The sequence below is a fragment of the Phenylobacterium sp. genome (assembly GCF_037189685.1).
In the GTDB taxonomy this organism is placed as follows: domain Bacteria; phylum Pseudomonadota; class Alphaproteobacteria; order Caulobacterales; family Caulobacteraceae; genus Phenylobacterium.
Window position 1 is genome coordinate 48,524 of record NZ_JBBCIT010000028.1, and the last position, 26,173, is coordinate 74,696.

The following is a 26,173-nucleotide window of genomic DNA, read 5'->3' on the forward strand; positions in this document are numbered from 1 at the left end:
TGTTGCAACCATGGCTGGCGCTGCAGGACGGCTTCGGGCAGTTTTATCGAAACGCCATGACGGTGTTCTTTGATTCAATAGGAGCCGCATGCCGGTCACGAAGTCCCGCGAACTTGGCCCCGCCGACGGCCCGCTGTACCTGCGGATCGTGCGCGCCCTTACCGATGAGATCACCGGCGGCGTGACGCCGGTCGGCACCCGGCTACAGCCGGAAGCCAACCTCTCGAACCGCTTCAACGTCAGCCGTCACACGATCCGCGAGGCGCTCCGCCATCTCCGAAACGAGGGCCTGATCAAGTCGCGCCAAGGGTCTGGCTGGGTGGTCGCTGCGACGGGGCAGTCGCGCCAGTACGTGCACTCGGTCTCCTCGGTGGTCGACCTCTTCCAGTACACCAGCGAGACGCGGCTGCAGCTCGTGAGCTGTGAAGTCATCCACGCCACCGGCAAGCTCGCCGCCCGGCTCGGCTGCAGCCCGGGACGCGAATGGCTGAGGATGGAAGGCATCCGGTACGGCCAGCCGGACGACAGGCCGATCTGCTGGGTCGTGGTCTATCTGGCCAGCGCCTACAAGGAACTCGCGGAGAACGTAACCGAGATCCGCGGCCCGCTGTTCACGCAGATCGAGGAACGTTTCGGCGTGGCGATTTCGGAGATCACGCAGACGATCCGCGTCGGCGCCTTGCCCAAGGTCGCTGCGCCGGCGCTTGGCATCGCGCCGGACGATGCGGTGTTCGAGATGGAGCGCTCGTTCACCACATCGGATCGCAAGCTGGTGGAGATCTCGTTCAGCTACTACCCGGCCGAGACCTTCAGCTACTCGATCACCCTGAAGCGGGAACTCGGCGCTTCGGAATAGCGATCCGCCGAAGATTACCGACCCGTGGGCGGCGTCAGATCGCCAGGCTTCGAGCCTTCGTTCGGGGCAGGAACGTGTCGGTGTCTTCACCGAGCTTCGGTCCGCGCACGCCGACAGCCCGCTCTCCGTCGACCTTGATGGGGGACGCCAGCATGTGCAGCCCGCCCGGCCGGTCCGGATGGTCGATGATGTCGCGCATGCCAACCTCGGCGACGAAGGGATTGTCGAGGGCGCCTTGCAGGTCCAGCACCGGCGAGAACGGGACCTTCCCGGCCAGCAGCGCCAGCCAATCCGCGCTGGTTCGCTCGGCGAACATGACGTCCAGGATCGAGGTGAGTTCGCCGATGTTCCTGCGCCGATCGGCAATGGTGGCGAAACGCGCATCCCGTGGGAGATCGTCCCGCCCGGTCAGCTCGCAGAGGAGCGTCCAGAACTTCTCGGTCTGGCACATCAGGAAGCCCCAGCCGTCCAGGGTGCGAACCAGTTGGGACGGTGCGATCGATGGATGTGCGCCACGCGGCAGCCGTCCCGTGTCGTAGCCTTCGTTCATGGCCCAGACAGCGGGATACGACGTCTGGTGCAGGGCGACGTCGAAGAGCGATACGTCGATCTCGCAACCTTCGCCCGTGGCGCGCGCCGACAGCACCCCCGACACGATGCCCAGCGCCCAGACGGCGCCTGTCATGAAGTCGACCATGGAAAGCCCGAACCGCGTCGGCGGCGCGTCCGGCTCCCCGGTCACCGTCATGAAGCCGGCCTCGGCTTGCATCAGATAGTCGTAGCCTGGCCAGGTTTCCCGGCTGTTGTTGCGTCCGTAGGCTGAGAGGTGCGCGGTGACGATCCTCGGATTGATGGCTTTTAGGTCTCCATAGGTGACCTTCAGCTTGCCCGGCTGGTCACCGCGGAGATTGTTCACGACCGCGTCGGCATCCTGCACGAGGGCCTCGAACTGCGCGCGGCCCTCGGGCGTCTTCAATTCGAGTGAAACAGACTTCTTGGATCGCGAGAAGGTCTGGAAGAACTGGCTGTCTCCATCGCCGAGCTTGTAGAAGCCGGTCACCCGGCTGATGTCGCCCCCCATGGACGGCGCCTCGATCTTGACAACCGTCGCCCCCAGCTCGGCGAGGAGCTGCGTGCCATAGGGGCCTGCGCCGTAGTGTTCCAGCGCCAGGATACGCAGGCCTTCAAGAGGTTGGCGGGTCATGCCGGATTCCGGGCCACGAGCTGTCGGGCGATGATGAGGCGCTGCATCTCATTCGTACCCTCGCCGATGCAGAGCAGGGGGGCGTCGCGATAGAGGCGCTCCAGGACCAACTCCTTGGAATAGCCGTAGGCCCCGTGGATGCGCAGCGCCTCCGTGGCCAGCGACAGCGCCGCTTCGGACGCGAAGAACTTGGCCATTCCCGCTTCCAGGTCGACGCGGCCTCCCGCGTCGTATGCGCGCGCTGCGTCGGCGACCAACAGTTCGGCCGCGCGGGCCTGCACGGCCATCTCCGCGAGCTTCAGCTGGATCGCCTGATGCTCGGCGATGGGCTTTCCCATGGTCTGGCGGATCTGAGCGTAGTTGACGCTCTCGCTCAGCGCCCGCCGGGCGATTCCCACGCCGCGGGCGGCGACGTTGATGCGGCCGATCTCCAATCCACCCGTCGCCATCAGGAACCCGCGGCCCTCCTCGCCACCCACCAGGCAAAGGTCGGCCGAGCACTCGTAGTCCTCGAAGATGAACTCGCCGGAGTCGATCCCGTTGTAGCCCAGCTTCTCCAGCTTCTTGCCGTTGCGGACGCCCTTCAGAGGCTCGCGCGTCTCTGGATCGACCTTGGGAGCGATCAGCATGCTGATACCCTTGTGCCGCGGCTGGGCGTTCAGGTCCGTCTTCACCAGAAGCGCACAGACCTGCCCCTGGATGGCGTTCGAAATCCAGGTCTTGGCGCCGTTGACGACATAGACGTCGCCCTTGCGCACCGCCGTCGTGCGGATCGCCTGGAGGTCCGTACCGGCATCGGGTTCGGTGAGCGCCAAGGCGCCGCGCATCTCGGCGGATGCAAACCGCGGCAGCCAGTATTCCTTTTGTGTGTCCGTCCCGAACTTCTGGACGACCAGCGCCATCATCAGGTGGGAGTTGAAGATGCCCGTGAGGCTCATCCACTCCTCGGAGATACGCGCCACGATATGGGCGTAGGTCTGAGCACTGAGCCCGAGTCCGCCATACTCGGGCGCGACCAGCGCGCCAAACAGGCCGAGCTCGATCATATCGTCGACCAGATCCGCGGGCCACGCATCCGCATGCTCCAGATCCATCGCGACAGGACGAACCTTCTTCTCGATCCATTTGTCTATGGCGCCGAGGATGGCGGCGTCATCGCTATCGGGGACGGGTGTGACGGCGCTCATCAATAGCTCCCCATCCGATCCTCGACGGCATGGCCGCGGGCCGGAATCAGCATGTCGCGAATGAAGGTGCAGACCACCTCGTGGCGGTGGTTCTTGCCGATCGTGCGGATGCCGACGATGCCCTGTCCCGGGCGCGATCGGCTCTCTCGCTTCTCCAGCACCTCGCTCTCGCCGTAGATCGTGTCGCCGGCGAACACGGGAGCGGTGAACTTAACCTCCCGCATGCCCAGGTTGGCGATCGCCTTCTGTGAGGTATCGGTAACGCTCATGCCGATGAGCAGCGCAAGGGTGTAAGGGCTGACCACCAGGTTCCGACCGAACTCCGAGGCCTTGGCGAACTCCGCATCGAAGTGCAGTGGGTGGGTGTTGAGCGTCAGGAGCGTGAAGAAGTGGTTGTCCGCCTCAGTGACGGTCTTTCCCGGCCGGTGCTCGTAGACATCTCCGACCACAAAATCCTCGAAGTAACGGCCGAACGTCTCGCGATAACGCTGCTTGCCGACCTCCTTCCAGCGCTGGACCATATTCAGCCTCCGACCTTCGCGAGGATGTTGCGGGCGGAACGGACGACGGGCAGTTCGATCAGCTTGCCGTCCAGCAGCGCCACGCCCTGCCCGGCGGCGTCGAACGCCTCGAGCACGCGGCGCGCCTGGCCCACTTCCTCCGCCGTGGGCGAGAACGCCTCGTTCACCGCGGCCACCTGCACCGGGTGTATGCAGGACGCCCCCGTGAACCCCATCGCCTTGGCCAGCCGCACCGATCGCCTGAGACCGGCTTCGTCCTTCACATCGAGCCACGGGGCCTCCAGTAGATCGACGCGCGCAGACGCCGCGGCGGCGACAGTGCGGCCGCGCGCATAGAGCAGGGACTCCCATGTCGGCTCACACCCGATGTCGGCGGAGAGGTCGTAAGCGCCGAACAGCAGGCCCTCGACGCCGGGCGACGACGCGATATCCCAGACGGCGCGGAGCCCGCGCACGCTCTCGACGATCGGCCAGAGGCGCAGCGATCGCGCACCCAACTCTGAACGCACGGCGAGCGCCTGCTCCGCCGAGTCCGCCTTCGGGATCATTACGAAGGCCGCGGACGCGCCCTTCAAGGCCGCGCAGTCGTCACGCCAGTACGGAGAGTCGAGGCTGTTGATACGCACGCCCACGCCCGCCCGCCCGCCTCTGGCCAGGAATTCGACAACCGATCGACGCCCCTCACCCTTGTCGGAAGGCGCAACGGCGTCCTCCAGGTCAATGCAGACAGCATCGGCGCCGGCCGCCATCGCCTTCTCGAACCGATCAGGTCGGTTTCCCGGAACGAAGAGGAGTGAACGATACATTTGGTTCGAACTAATTTGTCCATACAAATCTATTGTGGGCCGCGACTGGCGTCAACGTACGCACACGCTCCTGGCCGCGTCGGATCGGGCGGCCGACGAATGGGCTGTGAGAAATGCCGGGCTCACTCACCCGAAGGCCAGCGTCCGGCGCGACGCTCCGGTCGTCTTCGCCGCCAGCGCAGCTTTGGCGGCTGCGTACTGCTCGGCCATCTCTGCGACGACTTCACCCGCCGAGCGCACCGACCTGACCGCCCCGATGCCCTGCCCGCAGCCCCAGATGTCCTTCCAGGCCTTGGCCCGGTTCAGCCCTCCGTCGCCAAAGTTCATTCGCGATGGATCGGCGACGGGAAGATTGTCGGGATCGAGCCCGGCGCGAACCATCGTTGGCTTCAGATAGTTGCCGTGAACGCCGGTGATCATGTTCGAGTAGACGATGTCGTTTGCGGAGCAATCGACGATCATCTGCTTGTACTCGTCGATCGCATTACCCTCGTCTGTCGCGATGAAACGCGATCCGACGTAGGCGAGGTCGGCGCCCATCGCCTGAGCCGCGAGGATCGAGTACCCGTTGGCGATAGCGCCTGAGAGCGCGACGGGGCCGTCGAACCAGGCCCGCACCTCTTGGACAAGGGCGAATGGCGACAACGCACCCGCGTGGCCGCCCGCGCCGGCCGCCACCAGGATGAGCCCGTCCGCGCCCTTCTCGATCGCCTTCTGAGCGAACCGGTTGTTGATCACGTCGTGCATGACGATCCCGCCGTAGGAATGTGCGGCCGCGTTGACGTCCTCACGGGCCCCCAGCGAGGTGATGATCATCGGGACCTTCCACCTGGTGGTGGCCTCGAGGTCGTGCTCCAGCCGGTCATTGGTCTTGTGCACGATGTGGTTCACCGCAAAGGGCGCTGAAGGCATCTCTGGATGGTCGCGGTCCCAGGTGGCCAGTTCCTCGGTGATCCGATGCAGCCATTCTTCGAGCAGGCTGGCGGGGCGCGCGTTCAGCGCCGGGAAGCTCCCGACGATGCCGGCCTTGCACTGCGCGATCACCAGCTCGGGGCTGGAGACGATGAACAGCGGACTGCCGATCACCGGCAGGCGCAGGCGATCCTGCAGTAGAGACGGCAAACTCATGCGTTGATCCAGATGCGTAGGAGGGCCCTCGCGTGACCGAGTGTCGTCATCTTGCGGAGCACCCAGAACTCTTGCCCGGCAAGGTCGGCCGCGAACCTTCCGGCGTCCAATGCGTAAGGCTCTGCGATTGATGACGCATCCTCGGCGCATGCGTCGCGCGGCGGCCGGCCTCGCGGCGATTTAAGGACGCTCCGCCCCCGGCCGGAGCCGAACACGCATTGGACCCGGCCCCACACGGCGCGCGATGCAGGCCTCTATTCGCTAGAGGGAACGGCGCGCATGAGCCTCTATTTCGAGGAACTGGAGGTCGGTCGGGTCATCGACCACCGCATCACCCGCACGGTGAGCGAGATGGATAATCTCCTCTTCAGCTCGCTGACGATGAACCCCCAGCCGCTCCACGTGGACGCCCACTACGCATCAACCACGGAATTCGGCCGACCGCTGGTCAACAGCCTCTTCACGCTCGGGCTGATGATCGGAATCACTGTCTATGACACCACCCTCGGCACCACAGTCGCCAACCTGGGGATGACTGACGTCGCATTTCCGGCCCCCGTCTTCCACGGCGACACAATCCGGATCCGCACGACCGTGGCGTCCAAGCGCGAGAGCAGATCGCGGCCCAACGCCGGCATTGTCGAGCTCCTGCATGAAGCCAGAAACCAGGACGGCGTCCTGGTCGCGCGGTGCATGCGCGCCGCGCTGATGCTTCGAAAGCCCACCTAGCGCCAGCCATGGTTACGTGCCAATTTGTCCACACATATTGTGGGTAATCTGTAGGTAGGAGGCTGAGTGGGTCCGCTCGACGGCATTCGCGTCATCGACATGACGTCGGTCCTGATGGGCCCGTTCGCGACCCAGTTCCTGGGGGACATGGGCGCGGACGTGGTGAAGATCGAAGCGCCCGATGGCGACGTCACCCGTCAGATCGCGCCCTTCCGCTCCGCCGGGATGGGCGCGGTCTACATGAACGCCAACCGCAACAAGCGCAGCGTCTGCCTCGACCTGAAGAATCCAGCGGGTCATGGCGTCCTTCTGCGGCTGCTCAAGGACGCGGACATCCTGGTCTACAACGTCCGTCCTCGGGCGATGGCGCGCCTTGGCCTCGCTTACGAGGCCGTCAGTGCAGCCAACCCGCGTCTGATCTATGCGGGCCTCTACGGCTTCGGCCAGGATGGACCCTACGCAGCGAAGCCTGCCTACGACGACCTGATCCAGGGCGGCTCGGGCCTCTCATCCCTCTTCGCCCGGGCCGGAGACGGCGTTCCGCGCTATGCGCCGTCCGCGATCTCGGACCGCATCGTCGGCCTCACCGCGCTTGGCGCCATCTGCGCCAGCTTGGTGCACCGCCAGCGGACAGGCCTCGGCCAGCGCGTGGACGTGCCGATGTTCGAGACGATGGTGAACTTCGTGCTGGGCGACCACCTGGGCGGTCTGTCGTACGAGCCGCCGCTCGACCGCGGGGGCTACGCGCGTCAGCTTTCCCGCGACCGCCGCCCCTATCAGACCTCCGATGGCTACGTCTGCGCCCTCGTCTACAACGACAAGCAGTGGCGAAGCTTCCTCGGTGCGATCGGCCGGGCCGAGCTCATGGACGATCCCCGCTTCGCCACGTTCGCGGCGCGAGCCGAGAACATCGACCACGTCTACGGCGAGCTCGCCCGCATATTCCTGGAGCGCTCCACAGCCGACTGGCTCGATCTGCTGGAAGCGGCTGACATACCGTCGATGCCCATGCACGACCTGGACAGCCTGCTGGAAGATCCTCACCTCACGGCTACAGGCTTCTTCCAGCGCATCGAGCACCCCAGCGAGGGAGCCATGCGCGTCATGCGCCCCACCATGCGTTGGTCGCAGACGCCCGCGGAGGTTCGTCGCCTCGCGCCCCGGCAAGGCGAGCATGGACGCGAGGTGCTCCTCGAGGCCGGCTTCACGGAGTCCGAAGTCCGCGCCATGGCCGAGGCCGGCGCTCTCATCCTCCCCGACACGTCCGGCGCCTAAGGAGCTTCGATGCATTTCCACGACACCGAGCAGGAAGGGGCTGTACGGGACGCCGTCGCCCAGATCTGCTCCGCCTACGGCGACGACTACTGGCTGGAGCGCGACCGCAAGGGCGGCTTTCCCGACGACTTCTACCAGGACTTCGCCCAAGGGGGCTGGCTGGGCATCTGCATCCCCGAGGCCTACGGTGGCTCAGGCCTTGGCGTCGGCGAGGCCGCCGTGATGATGCGCACCATTGCGGAGTCCGGCGCGGGAATGTCGGGCGCCTCGGCCCTGCACATCAACGTCTTTGGCCTCAACCCTGTGGTGGTGTTCGGCACGGAGGCGCAGAAGCAGCGCATGCTGCCGCCCATGGTGCAGGGGGTGGACAAGACCTGCTTCGGCGTGACGGAACCCAACACCGGCCTCAACACCACGCAGCTGAAGCTTCGCGCCGAACGTCATGGCGACCGCTATGTAGTGAACGGCCAGAAGGTGTGGATCTCGACGGCCCAGGTCGCCAACAAGATATTGCTTCTGGCCCGCACGACACCTCTGGAGGAGGTGAAGAAGCCGACCCAGGGCCTGAGCCTCTTCTACACCGATATGGACCGCACCCGGATCCAGATCCGCGAGATCGAGAAGATGGGCCGCAAGGCGGTCGATTCGAACGAGCTCTTCTTCGAGAACTTCGAGATCCCCGTCGACGATCGCATCGGCGAGGAGGGCTCGGGCTTCGAGTACATTCTGCACGGCATGAACCCGGAGCGGGTGCTGATCGGCGCCGAAGCGGTGGGCCTGGGCAGCCTGGCCCTGAAGAAGGCCACCGCCTACGCCAGGGAGCGGGTCGTCTTCAACCGGCCGATCGGTCAGAACCAGGCGATCCAGCACCCCTTGGCCGCCAACTGGATGGAGCTGGAGGCGGCCTGGCTGATGATCCGCAAGGCCGCCTGGGAGTACGACAACGGCCTGCCGTGCGGCGCGAGCGCCAACGCGGCCAAGTACCTCGCTGGCGAGGCCGGCTTCAACGCCTGCCAGCAGGCGGTGATGACCCACGGCGGCTTCGGCTACGCGCGCGAATACCACGTCGAGCGCTACCTTCGGGAAGTCATGGTCCCCCGCATCGCACCGATCAGCCCACAGCTCGTCCTCTGCTTCATCGCCGAGCGGGTCCTGGGCCTGCCGAAGTCGTACTAGGCAGGTGGCCGGCGACATCGACCTTTCGGGCCTGATCGGACCGGGCGACCGGGTTGTGATCTCACAGGGCTGCGCCGAGCCGCAGACGCTTTGCGAAGCGCTGGTCGCGGCCGCCGCCGAGACCGGCCCCTTCGAGACCTTCGTGGGGCCGCTATTCTCGAAAACCTTCGACGGCGCGCAGATGCAGTTCGCCAGCTACGGCGCCATGGGCCGCGCAGCGAGGCTCGCGCGGGCCGGCAGGCTGGACATCTGGCCCCTGCACTACAGCGAGGTCTCGCAAGCCTTCGCCACGGGCCGGATTCGTGCGGACGTCGTGCTGCTGCAGCTGGCCAGGGCGCCGGACGGCCGTCTGGGCGCCACCCTGTCCAACGACTATGCCCTGGCCGCCGCCAGCAGCGCCCGGGTCGTGCTGGCCGAGATCAACGCCCAGGCCCCCTGGTGCTGCGGCGCAGAGCTCGACCCCGACCTCCGTATCGACCGGCTGATCGAGACCGACCGGCCTCTCGTCGCACTGGACAGCCCGCCCCTCGGAGACGCAGAGCGCGCCATCGGCCGGCACGTGGCCGGCCTCGTGCCGGACGGCGCGACCCTGCAACTCGGGATCGGCGCCTTGCCAGATGCGATCCTGGAGGCGCTGACGGGCCACCGTGACCTCGGCGTCCACTCCGGCATGATCGCCGACGGGCTCGTGCCGCTGCTGGAAGCCGGCGTCGTCACCAACGCGCGCAAGTCACGCGACCGCGGCGTCACGGTCACCAACACCGCGTTCGGCACGCGGCGGCTGTTCGACTTCGTCGACCGCAATGCCGAGGTCCGGCTCGCGCCGGCCGCCTACACCCATAGCTTCGAGGCGGTCGCGGGTCAGGCGGGCATCGTCGCCATCAACGCCGCACTCGAGGTGGACCTGGAGGGCAATGTGAACTGCGAGGTGTCGGAGGGGCGGATGCTGGGCGGGACAGGCGGCCTGCTGGACTTCACGCGTGGCGCGCGGGCCGCGGACCGCGGGCGCGCCGTGACCGTGCTGCGCGCGACGGATCGCACGGGCGCCGTCAATCGGATCGTGCCCAGGGTCGCGGCCGTCACCGTGCCGAAGACCGACGTGGATGTGGTGGTCACCGAGTTCGGCGTCGCCGATCTGCGCGGGCTTGGTCGCCGCGGCCGCGCGGAGGCCTTGATCGCCATCGCCCCGCCCTCTGCGCGCGAGGCGCTTGCAGAGGCGTGCCGATGAAGGGGCAAGGGCCGCTTGCCGGCCTGAAGGTCGTCGAGTTCGCCGGCATCGGCCCGGCGCCCATGGCCGCGATGCTGCTCGCCGACCTGGGCGCGGAGGTCATCACGCTCGATCGGCTGGAACCCAGCGGCCTCGGCATCCCACGCCCGCCGAAGTACGACGTCTACCGGCGCGGCCGCCCGTCGCTTGCCCTGAACCTGAAGCACCCGGACGGCCTGGCGACGGCCCTCGACCTGATCGCCCAGGCCGACGCCCTGATCGAAGGCTTCAGGCCGGGCGCGATGGAACGCATCGGTCTCAGTCCCGACGCCTGCCACGCGCGCAACCCGAGGCTCGTCTACGGACGCATCACCGGCTGGGGCCAGACCGGCCCGCTGGCCCAGGCCGCCGGCCACGATCTCAACTACATCGCGCTAACCGGCGTGCTGGCCGCTTTGGGCCGTGCGGGCGAGCCGCCCGCGGTTCCGCTCAACCTGATCGGCGACTATGGGGGCGGGGCGATGCTGGTCGCGTTCGGCATTGCCTGCGCCCTGGTCGAGGCGGGCCGCTCGGGCAAAGGCCAGGTGGTTGACGCGGCCATGGCGGAAGGCGCCGCCACGCTCTTCGCGCCTTTCTACGGCCTGATCGCCGCCGGCCTTCACAGCCTGGAGCGTGGCGCCAACCTGCTGGATTCCGGCGCGCCGCACTACGAGGTCTACGAGACCTTGGACGGCAAGTGGGTGTCCGTCGCGCCCATCGAGCCCAGGTTCCGCGAGGTTCTGCTGGAACGGATGGGGTTCGCACCGGCTGAGTTCCCCGACGTGCGTGATCCGGCTCAGTGGCCCACCGGCAAGGCCTCGCTCAAGGCTCGCTTCGCCGAACGGACCCGCGCCGAATGGTGCGAGCTGCTGGAAGGCACGGACGCCTGCTTCGCCCCCGTTCTGGACGCAGCAGAGGCCCCCCACCATCCACACCATGTGGCCCGCCAGGCCTTTTTGGACATCGGGGGCGTCATGCAGCCCGCGCCTGCGCCACGATTCTCGCGGACGCCAGCCGGCAAGCCCGGGCCGGCGGATGCGCCCGGCGCGAGCAGCGCGCAGATCCTCGCCGGCTGGGGCGTCCCGCCCGCCCGCGTCGCGGCGCTGGCTGCGAGCGGCGTAATCCCCGCCTAGGCGGGGGCGAACACCGGGGCGGGAGCCCCGAGCTCGCCTTCCGTCGGCTGGAACTTCACTTTCACGCGCATGCCGATCCGCAGGTCGTCAGGACCGACGTCGACGAGGTTCGTCAGCATGTACGGACCTTCGTCCAGCTTCACGTAGCCGATGGCGAACGGCCCGGTCGGGGCGCGGCGCATGATCGAGAAGGTGTAGACCTCGCCGGTCCCTGGGCTGTCCTCCCACACGGTCTCGGGCGAGTGGCAGTGCGGGCACATGGCGCGCGGGTACCAGAACGCCTCCTTGCAGGCCGTGCAGCGCTTCACGAGGAAGCGTCCTTCCCGCGCCGCATTCCAGAATTCCTGGGTTTCAAGCGTAATCGCCGGCGACGGGATCGGCCGCGACAGGGTGGTGTTGGTCCCGGACATCCTCAGCCCTCCCGTTCCATGATCAGCGTCGCAGACCCGTGGCGCGTGCCCAGCAGGCCGCCGGTGCCGTGGGCAAGCGCGAGGTCGCAGTTTGGAACCTGCACTTTCGGGTGCGCCTCGCCGCGAAGCTGGCGCACCGCCTCGATGATCTTGGTGATGCCCCCGCGGTTGGTGGGATGATTGTTGCAGAGGCCGCCGCCGTCGGTGTTGAACGGCAGCTTGCCGACACCTGAGATCAGCCCACCGTCGGCCACGAACCTGCCGCCCTCGCCCTTCGCGCAGAAGCCCAGGTCCTCCAGGGTCATCAGGACGGTGATCGTGAAGCTGTCGTAGATCGAAGCGTACTTGATGTCGGCCGCTGTCACGCCCGCCTCTTCGAACGCCCGCGGTCCCGACCAGACGGCGCCGGAATGGGTGAGGTCGAGGCCCACGCCGCCCAGCACGCCTTTCGGTGACTCGCCCGCGCCGACGATACGCACCTTGGGTCGGTTCAAGCTCCTGGCCACCTCCGGGGAGGTCACCACCACGGCTCCGCCGCCGTCCGTCACCACGCAGCAGTCGAGCAGATGCAGCGGGTCGGAGATGACCCTTGAGTTCACCACCTGCTCGACGGTGACCACGTCGCGTAGGAATGCGTGCTCGTTGTGCTGGGCGTGGTGGCTTGCGGCCACCTTGATCCAGGCCAGCTGCTCGCTGGTCGTCCCATATTCGTACATGTGCCGCATGGCGCACATGCCATAGAGGTTGTGTGTCGAGCCGCCCCAAATGTGCTCAAACCCGGCTTCCGGCGCCCCATCTGAGAGCTGCGCGCCGGCGCCGGCCGCCGCGAAGCGCGCGCCAGGCGGGCTGCCGCCGTTCTTCGGCCGCCCCGCCAGGGTGATCAGCGCCACGTGGCACTTGCCCGCAGCGATCGCCTCGGCGGCATGGGCGGCGTGGATCAGGTAGGAGGAGCCGCCCGTTTCGGTGGAGTCGACGTGCCGGACGTTCCGGAGCCCCATGTAGTCGACCATGGAGAGCGGCCCGAACCCGGGAGCGTCACCGGCGCAGAAGTAGGCGTCCACATCGTCGAAGGCCAGGCCGGCGTCATCCAGCGCGCCCTTCGCGCTCTCGGCGTGCAGCTGAACGGTCGTCTTATTCGGCTCGTTCCGCGTGGGGTGCTCATAGGCCCCCATCACATATGCCTTGCCCCTGATCCCCATCGAACCCTCGTGCACGATTGACCCGGGGGCTCTAGCAGCCGCCTTCCGGGACTGTCTTTGGGGCGAAAGACATCGATTTAGGCGAGGGCGTCCGGCGCGCTTGCGACGGCGCAAACCCCCAGCCTCAGGCGGGCGTGACGTCCGCGTGCAGACGACGGAGTTCGCGCTTCAGGATCTTTCCGCCGGCGTTTCTCGGGAGGGCGTCGACCAGCCGCAGCTGTTTGGGGGTCTTGTAGCCGGCCAACCGTTCCCGCGCCCACGCGACAAGGTCCGCTTCGGATGCGCGGGCGCCCGGGCGCAGAACGACCGCGGCGCGGACCTCCTCCCCCCAGCGTTCCGAGGGAACGCCGAAGACCCCGACCTCCGCGACGGACGGGTGGGCCGCGAGCACGTTCTCCACCTCGGTCGGATAGACGTTCTCACCGCCCGTGATGATCATGTCCTTGATGCGGTCCTTCAGAAAGAGGTAGCCGTCCTCGTCGATCAGGCCGCCGTCGCCGGTCCGGATCCAGCCGTCCGCAGATAGGGTCGCCGCAGTCTCTTCCGGCATCCGCCAGTAGCCGCTCATGTTGCCCGGGCTGCGGATGTTCACCTCGCCGAACGCCTTCGCCGGCAGGATCCGTCCATCGGGCGAGGTGATCCTGATCTCGACGCCGAGCCGCCCCGTCCCGACCGAGTTCATCTTCGGCCCGCCGACGGGGTGGTGGTCCTCCGGCCCCAGGACGGCGGCCAGGCCGCACGTCTCGGTCGATCCGTACGATTGGACGAAGCCGCATCCGAAGACCGAGATGCACTCGCTGAGCAGGGCCGGCGATATGGGAGAGCCGCCGTAGTAGACATACTTGATCCGGCTGAAGTCGGTCCGGGCGGCGTCGGGATGACGAGCCAGCATCTGCATGGCGGCCGGCACGAGCAGCAGACGCGTGACGTCCCGGGTGTGGATGATCGTCAGCACACGGGCGGCGTCGAACTCGGGGATGACCAGTACATGGCAGCCGTTGAACAGCGCGGCCACCCCCAGTCGGATGCCGGAGATGTGGAACAGGGGCATCGAGACGAGGCACACCTCCGGCGGCTGCCACCGGAGCCAGTCGGGACCGACAGCCTCCCGTCGCCGCAGTTCGACGAGCGAACGATGCGAGAGCATGGCCCCCTTCGGCCGTCCCGTGGTGCCGCTCGTGTAGAGGAGGATCGCGGCCTGCTCCGGATCGATCTGCGTCGCCTCGAACCCGGCGGCTGCCTGCCCGATCAAGTCCGCCAAGTCGCCGGCCGTCGCCTCGCCCAGCGGGAGCACGCGGGTGGTCGTTCGGGCGAGCGCGGAAGCTTGGGCCCACAGCCCGTCGCAGGCCTCGCCGACGAAGGTCACGGCCGGCTCGGCGTCGTCAAGGATATAGGCGATCTCAGGGGGCGCCAGCCGCCAGTTCAGCGGCGTGATCACAGCGGCCAGCTTGTTGGCCGCGAACATCAGCTCGAAGAACCGATCGGAATTCCGCCCGAGATAGGCGACGCGGTCGCCGCTTCCGACACCTAACGCCCGCAACCCAGCCGCTAGCCGGTCCGTCGCGGCGTCCAAGTCCGCGAACGTCACCGACCGCCCCTCGAATTCAAGCGCCGTGGCTTGCGGTCGCCAACGCGCGTGGGCCCGGACGATGTCGGGCATGGTTCGGATTTCTTCCTCGGCGGCCACGACCATGCGCTCGTCCAGACTGTCCCAGTTTCAGGATTTGTCCGGACAACCTACGGGCTTGATGCGTGGCATTCAAGCGCGCTGCGGCGCGGCGCACGCTGAATAGCGCCGCGCACTTCAACGCCCGATGAAAACGGAGACACTCCGCGCCTTGACTGCCCTCTTCGCCACCGGCCTCGTCATTTCCTGATCCGACGCAACGCCCGCCGCACGCCTCGCATCATCTTGGCCCAAGGCGTCTTCCGGCGGTCTGGCTTGAGAGGTTGCTCGTCGAGCAGAAAGGCGAGGATCGGGATGACGACGCCCGCCGCCATCATGAAGGTGAACACACCGGTCGCCCCGAGTAGCTTGCCAGTCTCCGCCGAGGTCAGCTGTGGCTCAAGGGCGCGCAGACATGCGGCCGCTGCAAGGCCGACACCGCAACCGACGCCAATCGACCAGACCGCGTCAATGATCCCAGGATGCTTTACGGCTCGGATGACGCCCACCACGAAGAAGGCCACAAAAATTACAAGACCGGCGTCCGGCGTGTTTCGCCGCGCCTGATCCACGACGAAGAGGACCAGCAGGGCATAGAGCCCCTGCAGATGCCGATCCGGCAACGCCTGGAATTGCCGAATGACGCGGCGTGTATGGGACAGAGTCGACATGAGGTTTCCTTCCGCTTCGAAACGGAGAGGCTGCTGTTTTCGTCCGAGGGACGGAAGGGAGCCGGTCGGCGACGCTGGTATCGCGCCGCCATGCTCGGACCGAACGGGGGGCCGCAATGACAAACGCGTCCGTCCCGACTTCGAAGGCGCATCTTGCCCGTGGACGATGCGCTGATCGCGGCGACGGCATTGGTTCACGGCTTGATCGTGACGCGGAATACTAGCGACTTCGAGGGAACCGGCCTTGTGCTTGTCGATCCCTGGCGAAGCTGACGCGGCAGGCGACGGCCAGGTCAGAGACAAGTTCACATCGGACTGCGGCCACCGCCATTCAGTCCGTGGGACTACGAGCGGCTCGGCAGCCCGAGGTGTTCCTGTCGGTGGTGAACCTGTTTGACCAAACGCCTCGCGTGGGACCGACCACCTCGTGCACCGCGGCGAACTGCCGAGTGTTCGACGGGAACCCGTACAACGTCATCGGACGCTACTTCACCCTGGGCTTCCGCTCGCGATTCCAGTGTGCTGGATCTGAAGTTCGCATGATTGTTGGACCGGGCGCGGAGCGAACTTCAGATCTCAAAAGCACACTTGAAAACATAGACTAGCTAGTGTGGCTCGAAATTCAGAAATCCGCTTTGAGCCCGCCATGAGGGCCGGCGAATTTCTGAATCGCCACACTAGGCCTGGGCGGGCTGCCTATGGCATCGAACCCAAACCGGGTCCGCGTTCCGGCGGCGGGTGGTGGGCTAGGCGCTACGGGAAGCTCAGGCCTCTTGTCGGGCGAAAGCGGACGGACCGACCGCCGCCCCGCCGGAGAACGGCGCGAAGACGCCGTCGCCATCCCGAACTCGGCGCGCACTCGAGTAAAGTTGTTGATTAGATAAAAAATTATTTCACCGAGTCTTGACAGTCAGCCCGCGGGCCGCCGTATTGGCTGTTTTGCTACCGAATGGTTTGAGCAGGACAGATGGCGGCAGTCAAACCGGCGCGTAAACAGGCTGAGCGTCGCGAGGAAGCGGAAGCGAAGATACTGAACGCCGCGATCAGGTTGCTTGTTGATCGAGGCTACGATCGCTTCACCCTGGCCGATGTCGGCGAGGCGGCTGGTTACAGCCGCGCCCTCCCCGCCCACTATTTCGGCAAGAAAGACGACCTGCTGAACGAAGTCGTCCGCTTTATTATCCAGCACTATCGCGCCAACCTGGCGGAAATCGACGCCGTTGCGCCGGGTCTTCCCTACCTCGTGGCGCGCATCCGGACGAACGCCGAGGCGGCGGGAACCCGCCAGGGACGCGCCCTCCTGCTCCTGCAGGCCGAAGCGACGGTACGCCGCCAGCTCAAGCGGACGATCATCGACTTCAACCTGCGGGGCGAAAAGAACTGGGAGGAAGCGATCCGGCGGGGCATGGACGCCGGCCACATCCGTCCGGACGTCAATGCGCGCCACGAGGCCCTGGTGATCTTCTCGTTCCTGCGCGGACAGAACGGGTTTGCGGCCATCGACCCGAAGTTCGACGTCAGCGGCACGACCGAATACTTCATCGCCACGCTCGTCTCCAGGATCGCCACCGCGGCCGGTCGCCGGGCGCACGCTTCCACGGGCTGAGCGCGCAGGCTTTCGCGAACGCGCCACCTGCCTGCCGGATAGGGGATTCACGCCGCAGACGACGCTCCTGGCCCGCTGCCCCGGAACCATGGTGAGGGCGGGGCTCCGCGGAAACCCGCGGAGCCGCGGCCGCGTCAGTCTCCGCCTTCGCGCTTGCTGAAGATGTTGGCGTAGGTCGCACTGCGCTCCGCCGCCTCGTCCCGCGCCTGCGCGCGCTCCTCGGCGGTGGCCATCTTGCCGATGAGCGTACGTTCGAATTCGAGCGCCGTGGCCAGGTCGACCTCGAGAGACTTGTTGAGGAGCTGCTTGGCGGTCCGCATGGCGAAGGGCGCGCGGGTGGCCAGGACTCCGGCGAGCTCGAAGGCGCGCTCCATCAGCTTGTCGTGCGGCAGGACCTCGTCGACCAGGCCCATGCTCAGCGCCTCCTGGGGACTCACCGGCTCGCCGATCATGATCAGGCGCTTGGCGTTGCTCAGGCCCACGATCCGCGGCGCTCGCGCGGTTCCGCCGCCGGCCGGCAGCGCCCCGAAGCGGATTTCCGTCAGGCCGATGTTCGCCTTGTCCGAGATCAGCCGGAAGTCGCAGGAGAGCGCGATCTCGCAGCCGCCGCCCATCGCCGCGCCGTTGATGGCCGCGATCACCGGCTTCGGAACCCAGTCGAAGCCGAGGCCCGGTCCCGGGGGGCTGACGCCCGTACGGTCGCGGGCGGTGCGAAGGTCGGCGCCGCCGCAGAAATGCCGGCCCGCGCCCGTGATGATCAACGCCCGGATGTTGGAATCGCTGGCCGCCTCGCGCGCGCGCGCCTGCATGGCGCCCATCAGCTCGGGGATGAGCGTGTTTGCGCGATCGGGCCGGTTGAGCGTCAGCACGGCGACGCGCTCGCGGACTTCATACAGGACGGTGTCGCTCATTTTTGGCTCCTGGCTTTTTGGGGGCGACGCATACCGGAGACGGGTGGCGTTCAACCGGTTGGAGAGGGAGGCGGGGCGCCCCATCGCCTCTGGCGATGCGGCGCGATCCCGGAGACGGCGTCGGACGGACGCGAAGCTCAGAGCGCGAGCGTGAATCCGCCGTTGACCGGATAGACTTGGCCGCTGATCCACGAACTCGCGTCGGAGGCCAGGAAGAGCACCATGTTGGCCACGTCCGAGGGCTCGCCGCGACGGCGGACGATGTACTTGTCGAAGATCCGCTTCTCGATGGCCGGGTCGATCTGCCGGGCCGTCTGGCGTTCCGTGTTCATCGCCGAGATCGCGACGGAATTGGCGGTGATCTGGTAGCGCGCCAGCGTTCGCGCGGCGCTGCGCATGAAGCCGGCCGCCCCGGCCTTGGCCGCCGCATAGGCCTCCATCCGCGGGTCGCCGTACCGCCCGGCGTCGGAGATGATCGTGACCAGCCGTCCCGGGGCGTTGCGGGCGATCATGTTCGGGATGACCGCCGCGGCGCAGTTCATCACCCCGTACAGGTTGACGCCGATGGCCTGGTTCCAGACATCCGGCCCGGTCTCCCAGAACGGCGTGCGCACCTCTGCGGTCGCGTTGGCGCCGTAGTTGCCGGCGTTGTTGACGAGGACGCCCACATGTCCGAGGTCGGCCTCGATCTTGGCGACCATCTCCTTCACCGACTTGAGGTCCGAGACATCCGCCTGGACCGCGATCGCCTTGCCGCCGGCCGCGCGGATCTCTTCGGCGACCCGTTCCGCACGGTCGAGATAATAGTCGTTGACGGCGACGCCGCCGCAGTCGTGCTGGGCCAGGTGAAGCGCGATCTGCCGACCCACGTTCTGACCGGCCCCGGTCACCAGGGCCACCCGCCCGCCCAAGCTCAGAATGTCGTTGCTCAACGATGCGCTCCTTCGTTCGAACTGTTGCGACCGCGGTCACGAACGGCGCGCACGGCCTCCGAGGGCGCTCGGGAGGTCCAACGGACCCGCACGACCACATGACCTGAAACCGCGAGCCGTCGCAGGCTCGGCATTTCGTTCCCCCCAGGAGCGCTGCCGCCCTGAAATCCCGTCGTTGCTCACAGACAATCACGATCTTACTTGTTGTCAAGCAAGATTATAATCTCGTCCTTTCGGCAGGTGAGCCGCCTCGCCGTCGGTGCGAGACCAAGCTGAGGGAGGCGTTCCGGTCGCCCGACATCTCCGGACCTAACCGCATTCTTGACTTGTCAGATAGATAGCAAATTTATTGCGCGCAGGCGTATGGGTCTGCTACTGCCGAGGGTAGAACTCGTCGCGCCGGTCCCTCGCCGCGCTGCGTTCGAGCGGGATCGTCAAGGCCGCTAGGCGGCAGGGAGGCACAGGATGGAAGAGGAAAAGAAGGCGTCACCCACGCCAAGACCGTTGTTCCAGGAGGCCGGAACCGGGGCGCTCCCGGACCATCCAGCCCTCTTCGGCGGCCGCTGCGAGAACTGCGGGTTCATGTTCTTCCCCATGCAGAAGTACGGCTGCGAGAGCTGCGGAAGCGTCAAGCTGACCGAGTGCGTCCTGACCGGCCGCGGCAAGATCCTGACCCTCGCCAAGGTGCACGAGCACAAGGGCCCGGGGCGCGAGGCTCCATTCACGGTCGCCGCGGTTCAGTTGGACGACGGCCCCATGGTGCGCGCCCTCCTCGACGCCGCCACGGCCGACGAGACGAAGTACGGCGACACGGTCGTCACCAAGCTCATCCCCGAAACCCGTCCCAACCGCGGCCCCTACGACCTGCGCTTTACGAGGCAAGCAAGCTGATGGCGAAACTGATTGGAGATCTTCGTCCCGTCTACGTCGTGGGCGTGGGCTGGCACAAATACCAGTACCCGACGGACACGCCGTATGTGGCGATGGGGCTGAAGGCCGTCCGCGACGCCCTGGCCGACGGCGGGCTGGAATGGTCCGCGGTCGAATCGTCCTACATTGCCCATATGCGGCTCGGCGGGGCGATCGGCCGGGCCATGCTGCGCCACCTGGGCGCGCTCGGCAAGCCGCTGGTGCATGTCGAGAACGCCTCGGCCTCCGGCTCGACCGCGTTCCGCCACGCCTGCATCGAGGTGGCCAGCGGGATCAGTGACGTGGCGCTGGCCCTGGGCATCGACAAGGTTCCGGAGGGGGGCGGCGCCCGCCCGGCGCGGGGCGGCGGGCTGCGCGGCCTGGCCGACGACGCCATCGTGCCCTTCACCTCCTTCGCGCTCCTGACCAACCGCTACGCCGCCCAGTTCGGCCTGCGTCCCGAGGACATCGCCCTCGTCGCGGTTAAGAACAGCGCCAACGGCGCGCTCAATCCGAACGCCCAGCGCCAGCAGGCCCGCACCCTCGAAGAGGTGCTGGGCGGACGGCCGATCTCGGGCACCCTGACCCCCTTGCAATGCACGCCCGTGGGCGAAGGCGCGGCCGCGGCCATCGTCGCGTCGGAAGAGGGCATCAAGCGCCTGGGCCTCGACATGGGCCGCGCCGTGCGCGTCCTGTCGTCGACCGCGGGCACAGAGACCGCCGAGGATCCCCTGAACCGCGACACCGTCCTGTCGCGCGAGGTGATGCAGCGCTCCATGCGGGAGGCCGGCGTCACCTCCAAGGACCTCGACGTGCTGGAAGTCCACGACGCCTTCACCATCGAGGAACTGCTCTACGCCGAAGCCACCGGCATCTGCCCCGAAGGGCAGTTCATCCCGATGCTGAAGGAAGGCGCGTTCGACATCGGCGGGCAGTGCGCGATCAGCCCGTCCGGCGGCCTGCTCTCCTGCGGCCATCCCATCGGGCCGACGGGCGTGGGACAGATCGGCGAGATCGTCACCCAGATCCGCGGTGAAGCCGGCGCCCGCCAGCACAAGGGTGCGCGGACGGGCCTCGCCCACATGGTGGGCGTGGGCGCCGTCTGCTACGTCCACGTCCTCCAGAAATAGGGTGGCGAATCCCGCCCCGGGCCGCATGCGCGGTCCGGGGCGATCCTCGGGAGAGATGCTCCCGAACGGCAGGGCCCTGTCGACGCGCCCCCCCGGATGCAAGCGTCGGCCTGCCGAACCCTCGTCAGCCGCCGACGGCGTTCCTCGGGATCTGGCGGAAGGACGCCTCCTGATCGGCGGTCGATTCCCGCGGCATCTTCAGCACCCGTTCGGCGATGATATTGCGCTGGATTTCGTCGGTCCCGCCCGCGATCGAAACCGCAGGCACCGAAACCAGGATCTCGGCGACGATCCCATCCAGCGGACCGTCCTCGCCCGCCAGCATCGCGTCCGCTCCCGAGATCATGGTGTGTACGCGGGCCGCGGCGCGGGCGACATGGCTGGCGGCGAGCTTCCCGATCGAGCCCTCCGGGCCTTGCGGACGGCCCAGCACCTGGGCGGCCCGGGCCCGCCGCGCCGTCCATTCGGCGCTCTTGGCGAGGATCAGAAGCTTGGCGATCTCCTCGCGGACGACCGGATCATGGATCGCACCCGTCGCCCTGGCGCGCTCCAGGATGAGATCCACGCGACCGGCCCGCTGGGGATACCACTTGTAGGGTTCCAGGGACGTGGCGGTCTCAGCCCGCTCCTCGTCGTAGATGCGGCCCTTGCGCGCCTCCGCCGCCGCCGCGCCGGAGGTCCCGCCGCCGCCCGCGTTGCGGCGCTCGTGCATCAGGGTCGTCGTGGCCACCGCCCAGCCGCCGCCCAACTGGCCGACCAGGTGTTCCTGCGGGACTTCGGCGTCGGTGAAGAACACCTGGTTGAACGAAGCATGGCCGTTCATCTGCCGGAGCGGCTGCACCTCGACGCCGGGCTGGCGCATGTCGATCACGAAGTAGGACAGCCCCGCATGCTTCGGCTTGTCCCAGTCGGTGCGGGCGAGCAGCAGGCCCCAGTCGGCGTGGTGGGCGCTGGTGGTCCAGAGCTTCTGTCCGTTGACGATCCAGCGCCCGTCCTTCAGGTCGGCGCGGGTCGTCGCGCCCGCCAGATCCGAACCGCTCCCGGGCTCGCTGAAGAGCTGGCACCAGGTGTCCTCGCCGGTCAGGCTGCGGCGCAGGAACTTCGTCTTCTGGAAGTCCGTGCCGTGGGCCAGCAGGGTCGCGGCGGCCAGCGTACGGATACCCGTACGGGCGACGCCGACCGCGCCGATCCGCCGGATCTCCTGGTCGACCACGGCCGCCACGGCGGCGGGCAGGTCGCGGCCGTGCCAGGCGCTGGGCCAGGCCGGCGCGCCCCAGCCCGCATCGATCAGCTTGTCGCGCCACTCGACCAGGCCCAGCTCAGGATCCCAGTTGGCCTCGAGCCACGCCCTGACTTCGGCGCGGACGCTCTCTTCGCTCGGTCGGCTCATGGTCGTTCCCTCCTCAATGGCCCCAGGCCGCGAGCATCTGTTCGCGGCGCCAAGAGGGACTGCCCAGAAACACCTCCGAGCTCTTGGCGCGCTTGAACCAGAGGTGCGTATCGTTGTCCCAGGTGAAGCCGATCCCGCCGTGGATCTGGATGGTGTGGATCGCCGTCTGCAGATAGGCCTCGGACGCTGCCGCCTTGGCGAGCGACGCCAGCGCCGGCGTCTCCGGGTCATCCTCGGCCGCGGCTTCGGCGGCGTAATAGGCGGCGGACCTGGCGAGCTCGACATCCACCAGCATGTCGGCCTGCTTGTGCTTCATCGACTGGAAGCTGGCGATGGGGCGGCCGAACTGCATGCGGAGCCCCGCGTACGCCAGCGCCGATTCCCTCAGCCGCTCGGCGCCGCCGACCATCTCGTGCGCCAGGCCAATGGCCGCCAGCATCATGGTCCGGGCGAAGGCCGCCCCGGCCTCGCCCGCCGCGCCGAGCAGCTCGGCCTCGACGTCGCGAAACTCGAGCCGGGCGATGCGACGCGTCGGATCCAGCGCGGCGAGGGCCCGGCGCCGAAGGCCTGGCGCATCACCCTTCACGGCGAAGAACGACAACCCCTCCCCGCTCGCCGTCCCCGGAGCCCGCGCCAGCACCACCACGAGGTCGGCCGTGTGGCCGTCGAGCACGAAGCTCTTCACCCCGTCCAGGCGGAAACCGCCGCCGGCCTCCCGCGCCGTCGTTTCGACGCCCTCGGCGTCCCAGCGGCCGTTCGGCTCGGTGAAGGCAAGCGCGGCGATCGTCTCCGCCGACACGATCCCGGGCAGCAGCGCGCGTTTCTGCTCCTCCGTGGCGGCGGCGAGAATGGCGTGTGTGGCGAGCACGGCGGACGAAAAATAGGGGGCGCAGACGAGCGCCCGGCCCATCTCCTCCAGCACGATGCAAAGCTCGACCGGCCCGAAGCCCTGCCCGCCGTAGGCCTCCGGCACGTGGACGCCGCACAGGCCGAGTTGGTCGTTCAGCTTGCGCCACCGCGCGATATCCCAACCGGCGTCCGTCTCCATGGCCCGGCGCGCCTCGCTGGTCGGGCAACTCTCTTCGAAGAGGCGCCGCAGGATCGAACGAAACTCCTGCTGCTCGCTGGTGAAACTGAACTGCATCGGGCCCTCGCTTCCTCGGCTCCGAGGTTAGCCCCCCGCGCGGCCGCGCGGGGACCGGATATCGCAATCACAACCGCTGAATCGCCCCGGGCTCAGAGGTCCGCGAAATTCGGGGGCCGCTTTTGGACGAAGCTCGCCACACCCTCGTCCTTGTCCGGGTGGCGGACGCTGATCCGCGTTTCGTCGAGGGCCGTGATCAGGGCGCTGTCGAAGCTCTCGAAATTGGCGTGCCAGACCTGGGCCTTCATCACGGCGACCGCACGCGGCGACATGGTGGTGGCGATCGCCTGGGCGTAGCTCACCGCCGCGGCGACCAGGTCCGCCTTGGGACTGACGAAGTTGACGAGGCCCATGGCGTGCGCCTCGGCGGCGGGCACGCGCCGCGACGAGATCAGCATGTCCGTGGTCCGCGCCGGCCCGATCAGCCGGCTCATCAGCCACGCCATGCCATGCTCGGCGATCAGGCCGCGCTGACCGAAAGCCGTCATGAAGAACGCCTCCTCGGCCGCGAACCGCACGTCGCAATACAGGGCCAGGACCAGGCCGAGGCCGACCGCGGAACCGTTGATCGCGCCGATGATCGGCTTCTTGCAGCGCAACAGATAGCCGAACCGCTGTGCGTTCTCGACCGCCTTGGAGATGTCAGGGCCCAGGTCGGAGGCGAAGGCGGCGTCGAGGGCCGCGATCTTCTCCGAATCCCCGCTCAGCGGAATGCCCCCGGCGAGGGAGCTCATGTCCGCGCCCGAACAGAACGCCCGGCCGGCGCCGGTCAGCACGATCGCCCGGACCTTGGGGTCCTCGACGGCCCGCGCCATGGCCGCCTTCAGCTCGGTGACCATCTCGCCGTTGAACGCGTTCATGCGATCGGGCCGGTTCAGCGCGACCACGGCCACGCGCTCCTGCAGCTCGTACGTGATCGTCGAATAGCTGTCTTCGGCCACAGTGGGACTCCTCGAGCTTGGATGGTTGGATATCCAGAGACTGGGTACGCAACAAAGTTCGGCGATGCTCGACATCCGAGACGCTAGGCGCCAGCGGCCGGGGTGACAATCTCACCCTCACAGCCGGACCCGACGCGGCCGCCGACGCGGTCCAGCGCCATGATGGCTTCGCTCATCAGATGGCGGACGATGTCGCCTGCCGGCTCCACGCTCTTCGTGAAGGCGCCGCCGGGCCCGAACGAGACGATGCCGGCGTCCGTCTCGCCATTCAGGTAGACCCGCTCGCGCGTGCGGGAAGACAGGATCAGGTCGCCATAGTCGCGATGTTCGCGGACCCCCTCCAGCTCCAGCCGCCGGACCTCCAGGGCCGTTTCATTGGCCATCACACGCCAGGTGCTGATGCGCTCCATGATGGTGATCGAGGCATGCTCGTCGCACTGCACGATGCGCTCCTTCAGCGCGTCGTGAGCCCAGATCTCCGTAGCGGCCATGAAGCGGCTGCCCATGACGACGCCGTCGGCCCCCATCGACAGGGCGGCGGCGATCTGCCGCCCGCTCCCGATCCCGCCCCCGACGACGAACGGAATGTCGCCCAGGCGCTCCAGCGCGAACGCGCCGCTCACGAAGGTGGACAGGCGATTGGCGCCCGGATGCCCCCCTTCCTCCATGCCGACCAGAGCGACGGCATCCACGCCGAGCCGTTCGGCGGCCAGGGCGTGGCGCACGCTGGGGCATTTGTGGATGAGGACGCCGTTCCCGTCGTGGATCATCGGAACGACGTCCTCCGGCGAGCGCCCCGCGGATTCGAAGTGTCGGACGCCTTCCTCGAAGGCCACGCGGATGTGCTCGGGCATCTCGCTGTTGTGCGCGGAACGACCCGCGAAGGTCAGGTTGACGCCGAAGGGCTTGCCGCCCGTCAGCTCCCGGCAAAGCCGCAGCTCGTCCCTGAAGACCTCCAGCGACGCGAACGAGCGCGGCGTGATGAAACCCATGGCTCCGGCGTTGACCACCGCGGCCACGATCCGGGCGTCGGACAGGTGCATCATGCCGCCGAGCAGGATCGGATGCTCGATGCCGAACAGCTCGGTGATGGGAGTCCGCACCCGTCGGCTGGTCATGTCTCTGTTCCCCCATCCACGCCGCCGACCGTCCTTCCGGACCACCGTCGCGGGCGGGCGCGACGGCGGGAACTTCGAGGCGGCGGGCCTAGAGCGCCAGCATGAAGCCGCCGTTGACAGGATAGGTCTGGCCCGAGATCCAGGAGCTCGCGTCGGAGGCCAGGAACAGCGCCATGTTGGCTATGTCTTCCGGTTCGCCGCGGCGGCGCACGATGTACTTGTCGAAGATCCGCTTCTCGATCGCCGGGTCGATGGCCCGCGGCCTTTCGCGGACCGTGTTCATCGCGGAGATGGCGATCGAGTTCGCCGTGATCTGGTAGCGGGCGAGGGTCCGCGCGGCGCTGCGCATGAAGCCCGCGGCGCCCGCCTTCGCGGCGGCGTAGGGCTCCATGCGGGCGTCGCCGAAGCGGCCGGCGTCGGAGATGATCGTGATGATCCGGGCCGGGGCGTTGCGCTCGATCATGCCCGGTATGACGGCGGCCGAGCAGTTCATGACGCCGTACAGGTTCACCCCGATCGACTGGTTCCACACGTCGGGGCCGCTCTCCCAGAAGGGCTTGCCGCGCTCGGCCGTCGGGTTCGCCCCGCCATTGCCGGCGTTGTTGACGAGGACGCCCACGGGGCCGAGCTCGGCCTGGATCTGCTCGTTCATGGCCTTGACGGCGGCAAGGTCGGTGACGTCGGCCTGCACCGCGATCGCCTTGCCGCCCGCGGCGCGGATCTCGGCCGCGACCGACTCGGCCCGGTCCAGATGGTAGTCGTTGACCGCCACGCCCCCGCAATCGTGCTGGGCGAGGTGCAGCGCGATCTGTCGGCCCACGTTCTGGCCCGCCCCGGTCACCAGCGCCACGCGGCCGCCCAGGCTCAAGATGTCGCTGCTCAATG

General features: G+C 67.6%; 25 protein-coding genes. 9 read left to right on the forward strand and 16 right to left on the reverse strand.

The genetic code is table 11. The features are described 5' to 3' along the window. Positions 1-88: 88 nt before the first annotated feature. Positions 89-856 (forward strand): GntR family transcriptional regulator, encoded by a 768-nt coding sequence (locus tag WG212_RS15990; protein WP_337188108.1) that lies wholly within the window; start codon positions 89-91, stop codon positions 854-856. Between the two features lie 34 nt (positions 857-890). Here WG212_RS15990 and WG212_RS15995 read toward each other — a convergent pair whose 3' ends face one another. From WG212_RS15995 to WG212_RS16015, 5 genes are all read right to left on the reverse strand, one after another. Beyond that, positions 891-2,060, reverse strand: a complete 1,170-nt coding sequence (locus WG212_RS15995) for a CoA transferase (RefSeq protein ID WP_337188109.1) — start codon at positions 2,058-2,060, stop codon at positions 891-893. After that, complete coding sequence (locus WG212_RS16000) at positions 2,057-3,247, reverse strand: acyl-CoA dehydrogenase family protein (RefSeq protein WP_337188110.1); 1,191 nt, start codon at positions 3,245-3,247, stop codon at positions 2,057-2,059. Before WG212_RS16000 ends, WG212_RS15995 begins: the two co-directional genes overlap by 4 nt. After that, a complete protein-coding gene (locus tag WG212_RS16005; RefSeq protein ID WP_337188111.1) occupies positions 3,247-3,768 on the reverse strand; it encodes a MaoC family dehydratase in 522 nt (173 codons plus the stop codon). The genes WG212_RS16000 and WG212_RS16005 overlap by 1 nt, the downstream gene beginning before the upstream one ends. Before the next feature lie 2 nt (positions 3,769-3,770). Further along, on the reverse strand, positions 3,771-4,574 hold the full coding sequence (locus WG212_RS16010) for a CoA ester lyase (protein ID WP_337188112.1): 804 nt from the start codon (positions 4,572-4,574) through the stop codon (positions 3,771-3,773). A gap of 126 nt (positions 4,575-4,700) precedes the next feature. After that, positions 4,701-5,702, reverse strand: a complete 1,002-nt coding sequence (locus tag WG212_RS16015) for a nitronate monooxygenase family protein (RefSeq protein WP_337188113.1) — start codon at positions 5,700-5,702, stop codon at positions 4,701-4,703. Positions 5,703-5,981: 279 nt separating this feature from the next. On the opposite strand from WG212_RS16015, the gene WG212_RS16020 reads away from it, so the two are divergent. From WG212_RS16020 to WG212_RS16040, 5 genes are all read left to right on the forward strand, one after another. Continuing rightward, entirely contained in the window at positions 5,982-6,431 is a 450-nt protein-coding gene (locus WG212_RS16020) for a MaoC family dehydratase (protein ID WP_337188114.1), read from the forward strand. A 66-nt stretch (positions 6,432-6,497) separates the two neighbouring features. Further along, positions 6,498-7,706 carry a CoA transferase gene (locus tag WG212_RS16025; RefSeq protein ID WP_337188115.1) on the forward strand — a complete coding sequence of 403 codons (1,209 nt, stop codon included), beginning with the start codon at positions 6,498-6,500 and terminating at the stop codon, positions 7,704-7,706. A 9-nt stretch (positions 7,707-7,715) separates the two neighbouring features. Next, positions 7,716-8,882, forward strand: a complete 1,167-nt coding sequence (locus WG212_RS16030) for an acyl-CoA dehydrogenase family protein (RefSeq protein ID WP_337188116.1) — start codon at positions 7,716-7,718, stop codon at positions 8,880-8,882. Positions 8,883-8,886: 4 nt separating this feature from the next. Next, positions 8,887-10,110 (forward strand): acetyl-CoA hydrolase/transferase C-terminal domain-containing protein, encoded by a 1,224-nt coding sequence (locus tag WG212_RS16035; protein ID WP_337188117.1) that lies wholly within the window; start codon positions 8,887-8,889, stop codon positions 10,108-10,110. Next, positions 10,107-11,261 (forward strand): CaiB/BaiF CoA-transferase family protein, encoded by a 1,155-nt coding sequence (locus tag WG212_RS16040; RefSeq protein WP_337188118.1) that lies wholly within the window; start codon positions 10,107-10,109, stop codon positions 11,259-11,261. Before WG212_RS16035 ends, WG212_RS16040 begins: the two co-directional genes overlap by 4 nt. On the opposite strand, the gene WG212_RS16045 is transcribed toward WG212_RS16040, so the two are convergent. The 4 genes from WG212_RS16045 to WG212_RS16060 all read right to left on the reverse strand — a co-directional run bounded on the left by WG212_RS16045 (position 11,258) and on the right by WG212_RS16060 (position 15,207). Beyond that, positions 11,258-11,671, reverse strand: a complete 414-nt coding sequence (locus tag WG212_RS16045; RefSeq protein ID WP_337188119.1) for a Zn-ribbon domain-containing OB-fold protein — start codon at positions 11,669-11,671, stop codon at positions 11,258-11,260. The genes WG212_RS16040 and WG212_RS16045 overlap by 4 nt on opposite strands. 2 nt (positions 11,672-11,673) lie before the next feature. Further along, on the reverse strand, positions 11,674-12,870 hold the full coding sequence (locus WG212_RS16050; protein ID WP_337188120.1) for a thiolase domain-containing protein: 1,197 nt from the start codon (positions 12,868-12,870) through the stop codon (positions 11,674-11,676). Positions 12,871-12,994: 124 nt separating this feature from the next. Then, positions 12,995-14,530, reverse strand: coding sequence for a long-chain-fatty-acid--CoA ligase (locus WG212_RS16055; protein ID WP_337188121.1), 1,536 nt, complete (start codon positions 14,528-14,530; stop codon positions 12,995-12,997). Between the two features lie 206 nt (positions 14,531-14,736). Next, a complete protein-coding gene (locus WG212_RS16060; protein WP_337188122.1) occupies positions 14,737-15,207 on the reverse strand; it encodes a hypothetical protein in 471 nt (156 codons plus the stop codon). A 967-nt stretch (positions 15,208-16,174) separates the two neighbouring features. On the opposite strand from WG212_RS16060, the gene WG212_RS16065 reads away from it, so the two are divergent. Next, on the forward strand, positions 16,175-16,813 hold the full coding sequence (locus tag WG212_RS16065; RefSeq protein WP_337188123.1) for a helix-turn-helix domain-containing protein: 639 nt from the start codon (positions 16,175-16,177) through the stop codon (positions 16,811-16,813). A gap of 134 nt (positions 16,814-16,947) precedes the next feature. On the opposite strand, the gene WG212_RS16070 is transcribed toward WG212_RS16065, so the two are convergent. Then, positions 16,948-17,724 carry an enoyl-CoA hydratase/isomerase family protein gene (locus tag WG212_RS16070; RefSeq protein ID WP_337188124.1) on the reverse strand — a complete coding sequence of 259 codons (777 nt, stop codon included), beginning with the start codon at positions 17,722-17,724 and terminating at the stop codon, positions 16,948-16,950. 137 nt (positions 17,725-17,861) lie between these two features. Beyond that, positions 17,862-18,656, reverse strand: coding sequence for an SDR family oxidoreductase (locus WG212_RS16075; protein ID WP_337188125.1), 795 nt, complete (start codon positions 18,654-18,656; stop codon positions 17,862-17,864). Between the two features lie 465 nt (positions 18,657-19,121). Here WG212_RS16075 and WG212_RS16080 point away from each other — a divergent pair, with 465 nt between their 5' ends. Beyond that, positions 19,122-19,547, forward strand: coding sequence for an OB-fold domain-containing protein (locus WG212_RS16080; RefSeq protein ID WP_337188126.1), 426 nt, complete (start codon positions 19,122-19,124; stop codon positions 19,545-19,547). Beyond that, a complete protein-coding gene (locus WG212_RS16085) occupies positions 19,547-20,695 on the forward strand; it encodes a thiolase family protein (protein ID WP_337188127.1) in 1,149 nt (382 codons plus the stop codon). The genes WG212_RS16080 and WG212_RS16085 overlap by 1 nt, the downstream gene beginning before the upstream one ends. 124 nt (positions 20,696-20,819) lie before the next feature. Here WG212_RS16085 and WG212_RS16090 read toward each other — a convergent pair whose 3' ends face one another. From WG212_RS16090 to WG212_RS16110, 5 genes are all read right to left on the reverse strand, one after another. Continuing rightward, complete coding sequence (locus WG212_RS16090) at positions 20,820-22,085, reverse strand: acyl-CoA dehydrogenase family protein (protein ID WP_337188128.1); 1,266 nt, start codon at positions 22,083-22,085, stop codon at positions 20,820-20,822. A 13-nt stretch (positions 22,086-22,098) separates the two neighbouring features. Next, positions 22,099-23,229 carry an acyl-CoA dehydrogenase family protein gene (locus WG212_RS16095; protein WP_337188129.1) on the reverse strand — a complete coding sequence of 377 codons (1,131 nt, stop codon included), beginning with the start codon at positions 23,227-23,229 and terminating at the stop codon, positions 22,099-22,101. 92 nt (positions 23,230-23,321) lie between these two features. Next, positions 23,322-24,170 carry an enoyl-CoA hydratase-related protein gene (locus tag WG212_RS16100; RefSeq protein WP_337188130.1) on the reverse strand — a complete coding sequence of 283 codons (849 nt, stop codon included), beginning with the start codon at positions 24,168-24,170 and terminating at the stop codon, positions 23,322-23,324. Positions 24,171-24,253: 83 nt separating this feature from the next. Next, a complete protein-coding gene (locus WG212_RS16105; RefSeq protein WP_337188131.1) occupies positions 24,254-25,288 on the reverse strand; it encodes a nitronate monooxygenase in 1,035 nt (344 codons plus the stop codon). A gap of 88 nt (positions 25,289-25,376) precedes the next feature. Beyond that, positions 25,377-26,171 (reverse strand): SDR family oxidoreductase, encoded by a 795-nt coding sequence (locus tag WG212_RS16110; protein ID WP_337188132.1) that lies wholly within the window; start codon positions 26,169-26,171, stop codon positions 25,377-25,379. Between the last annotated feature and the right edge of the window lie 2 nt (positions 26,172-26,173).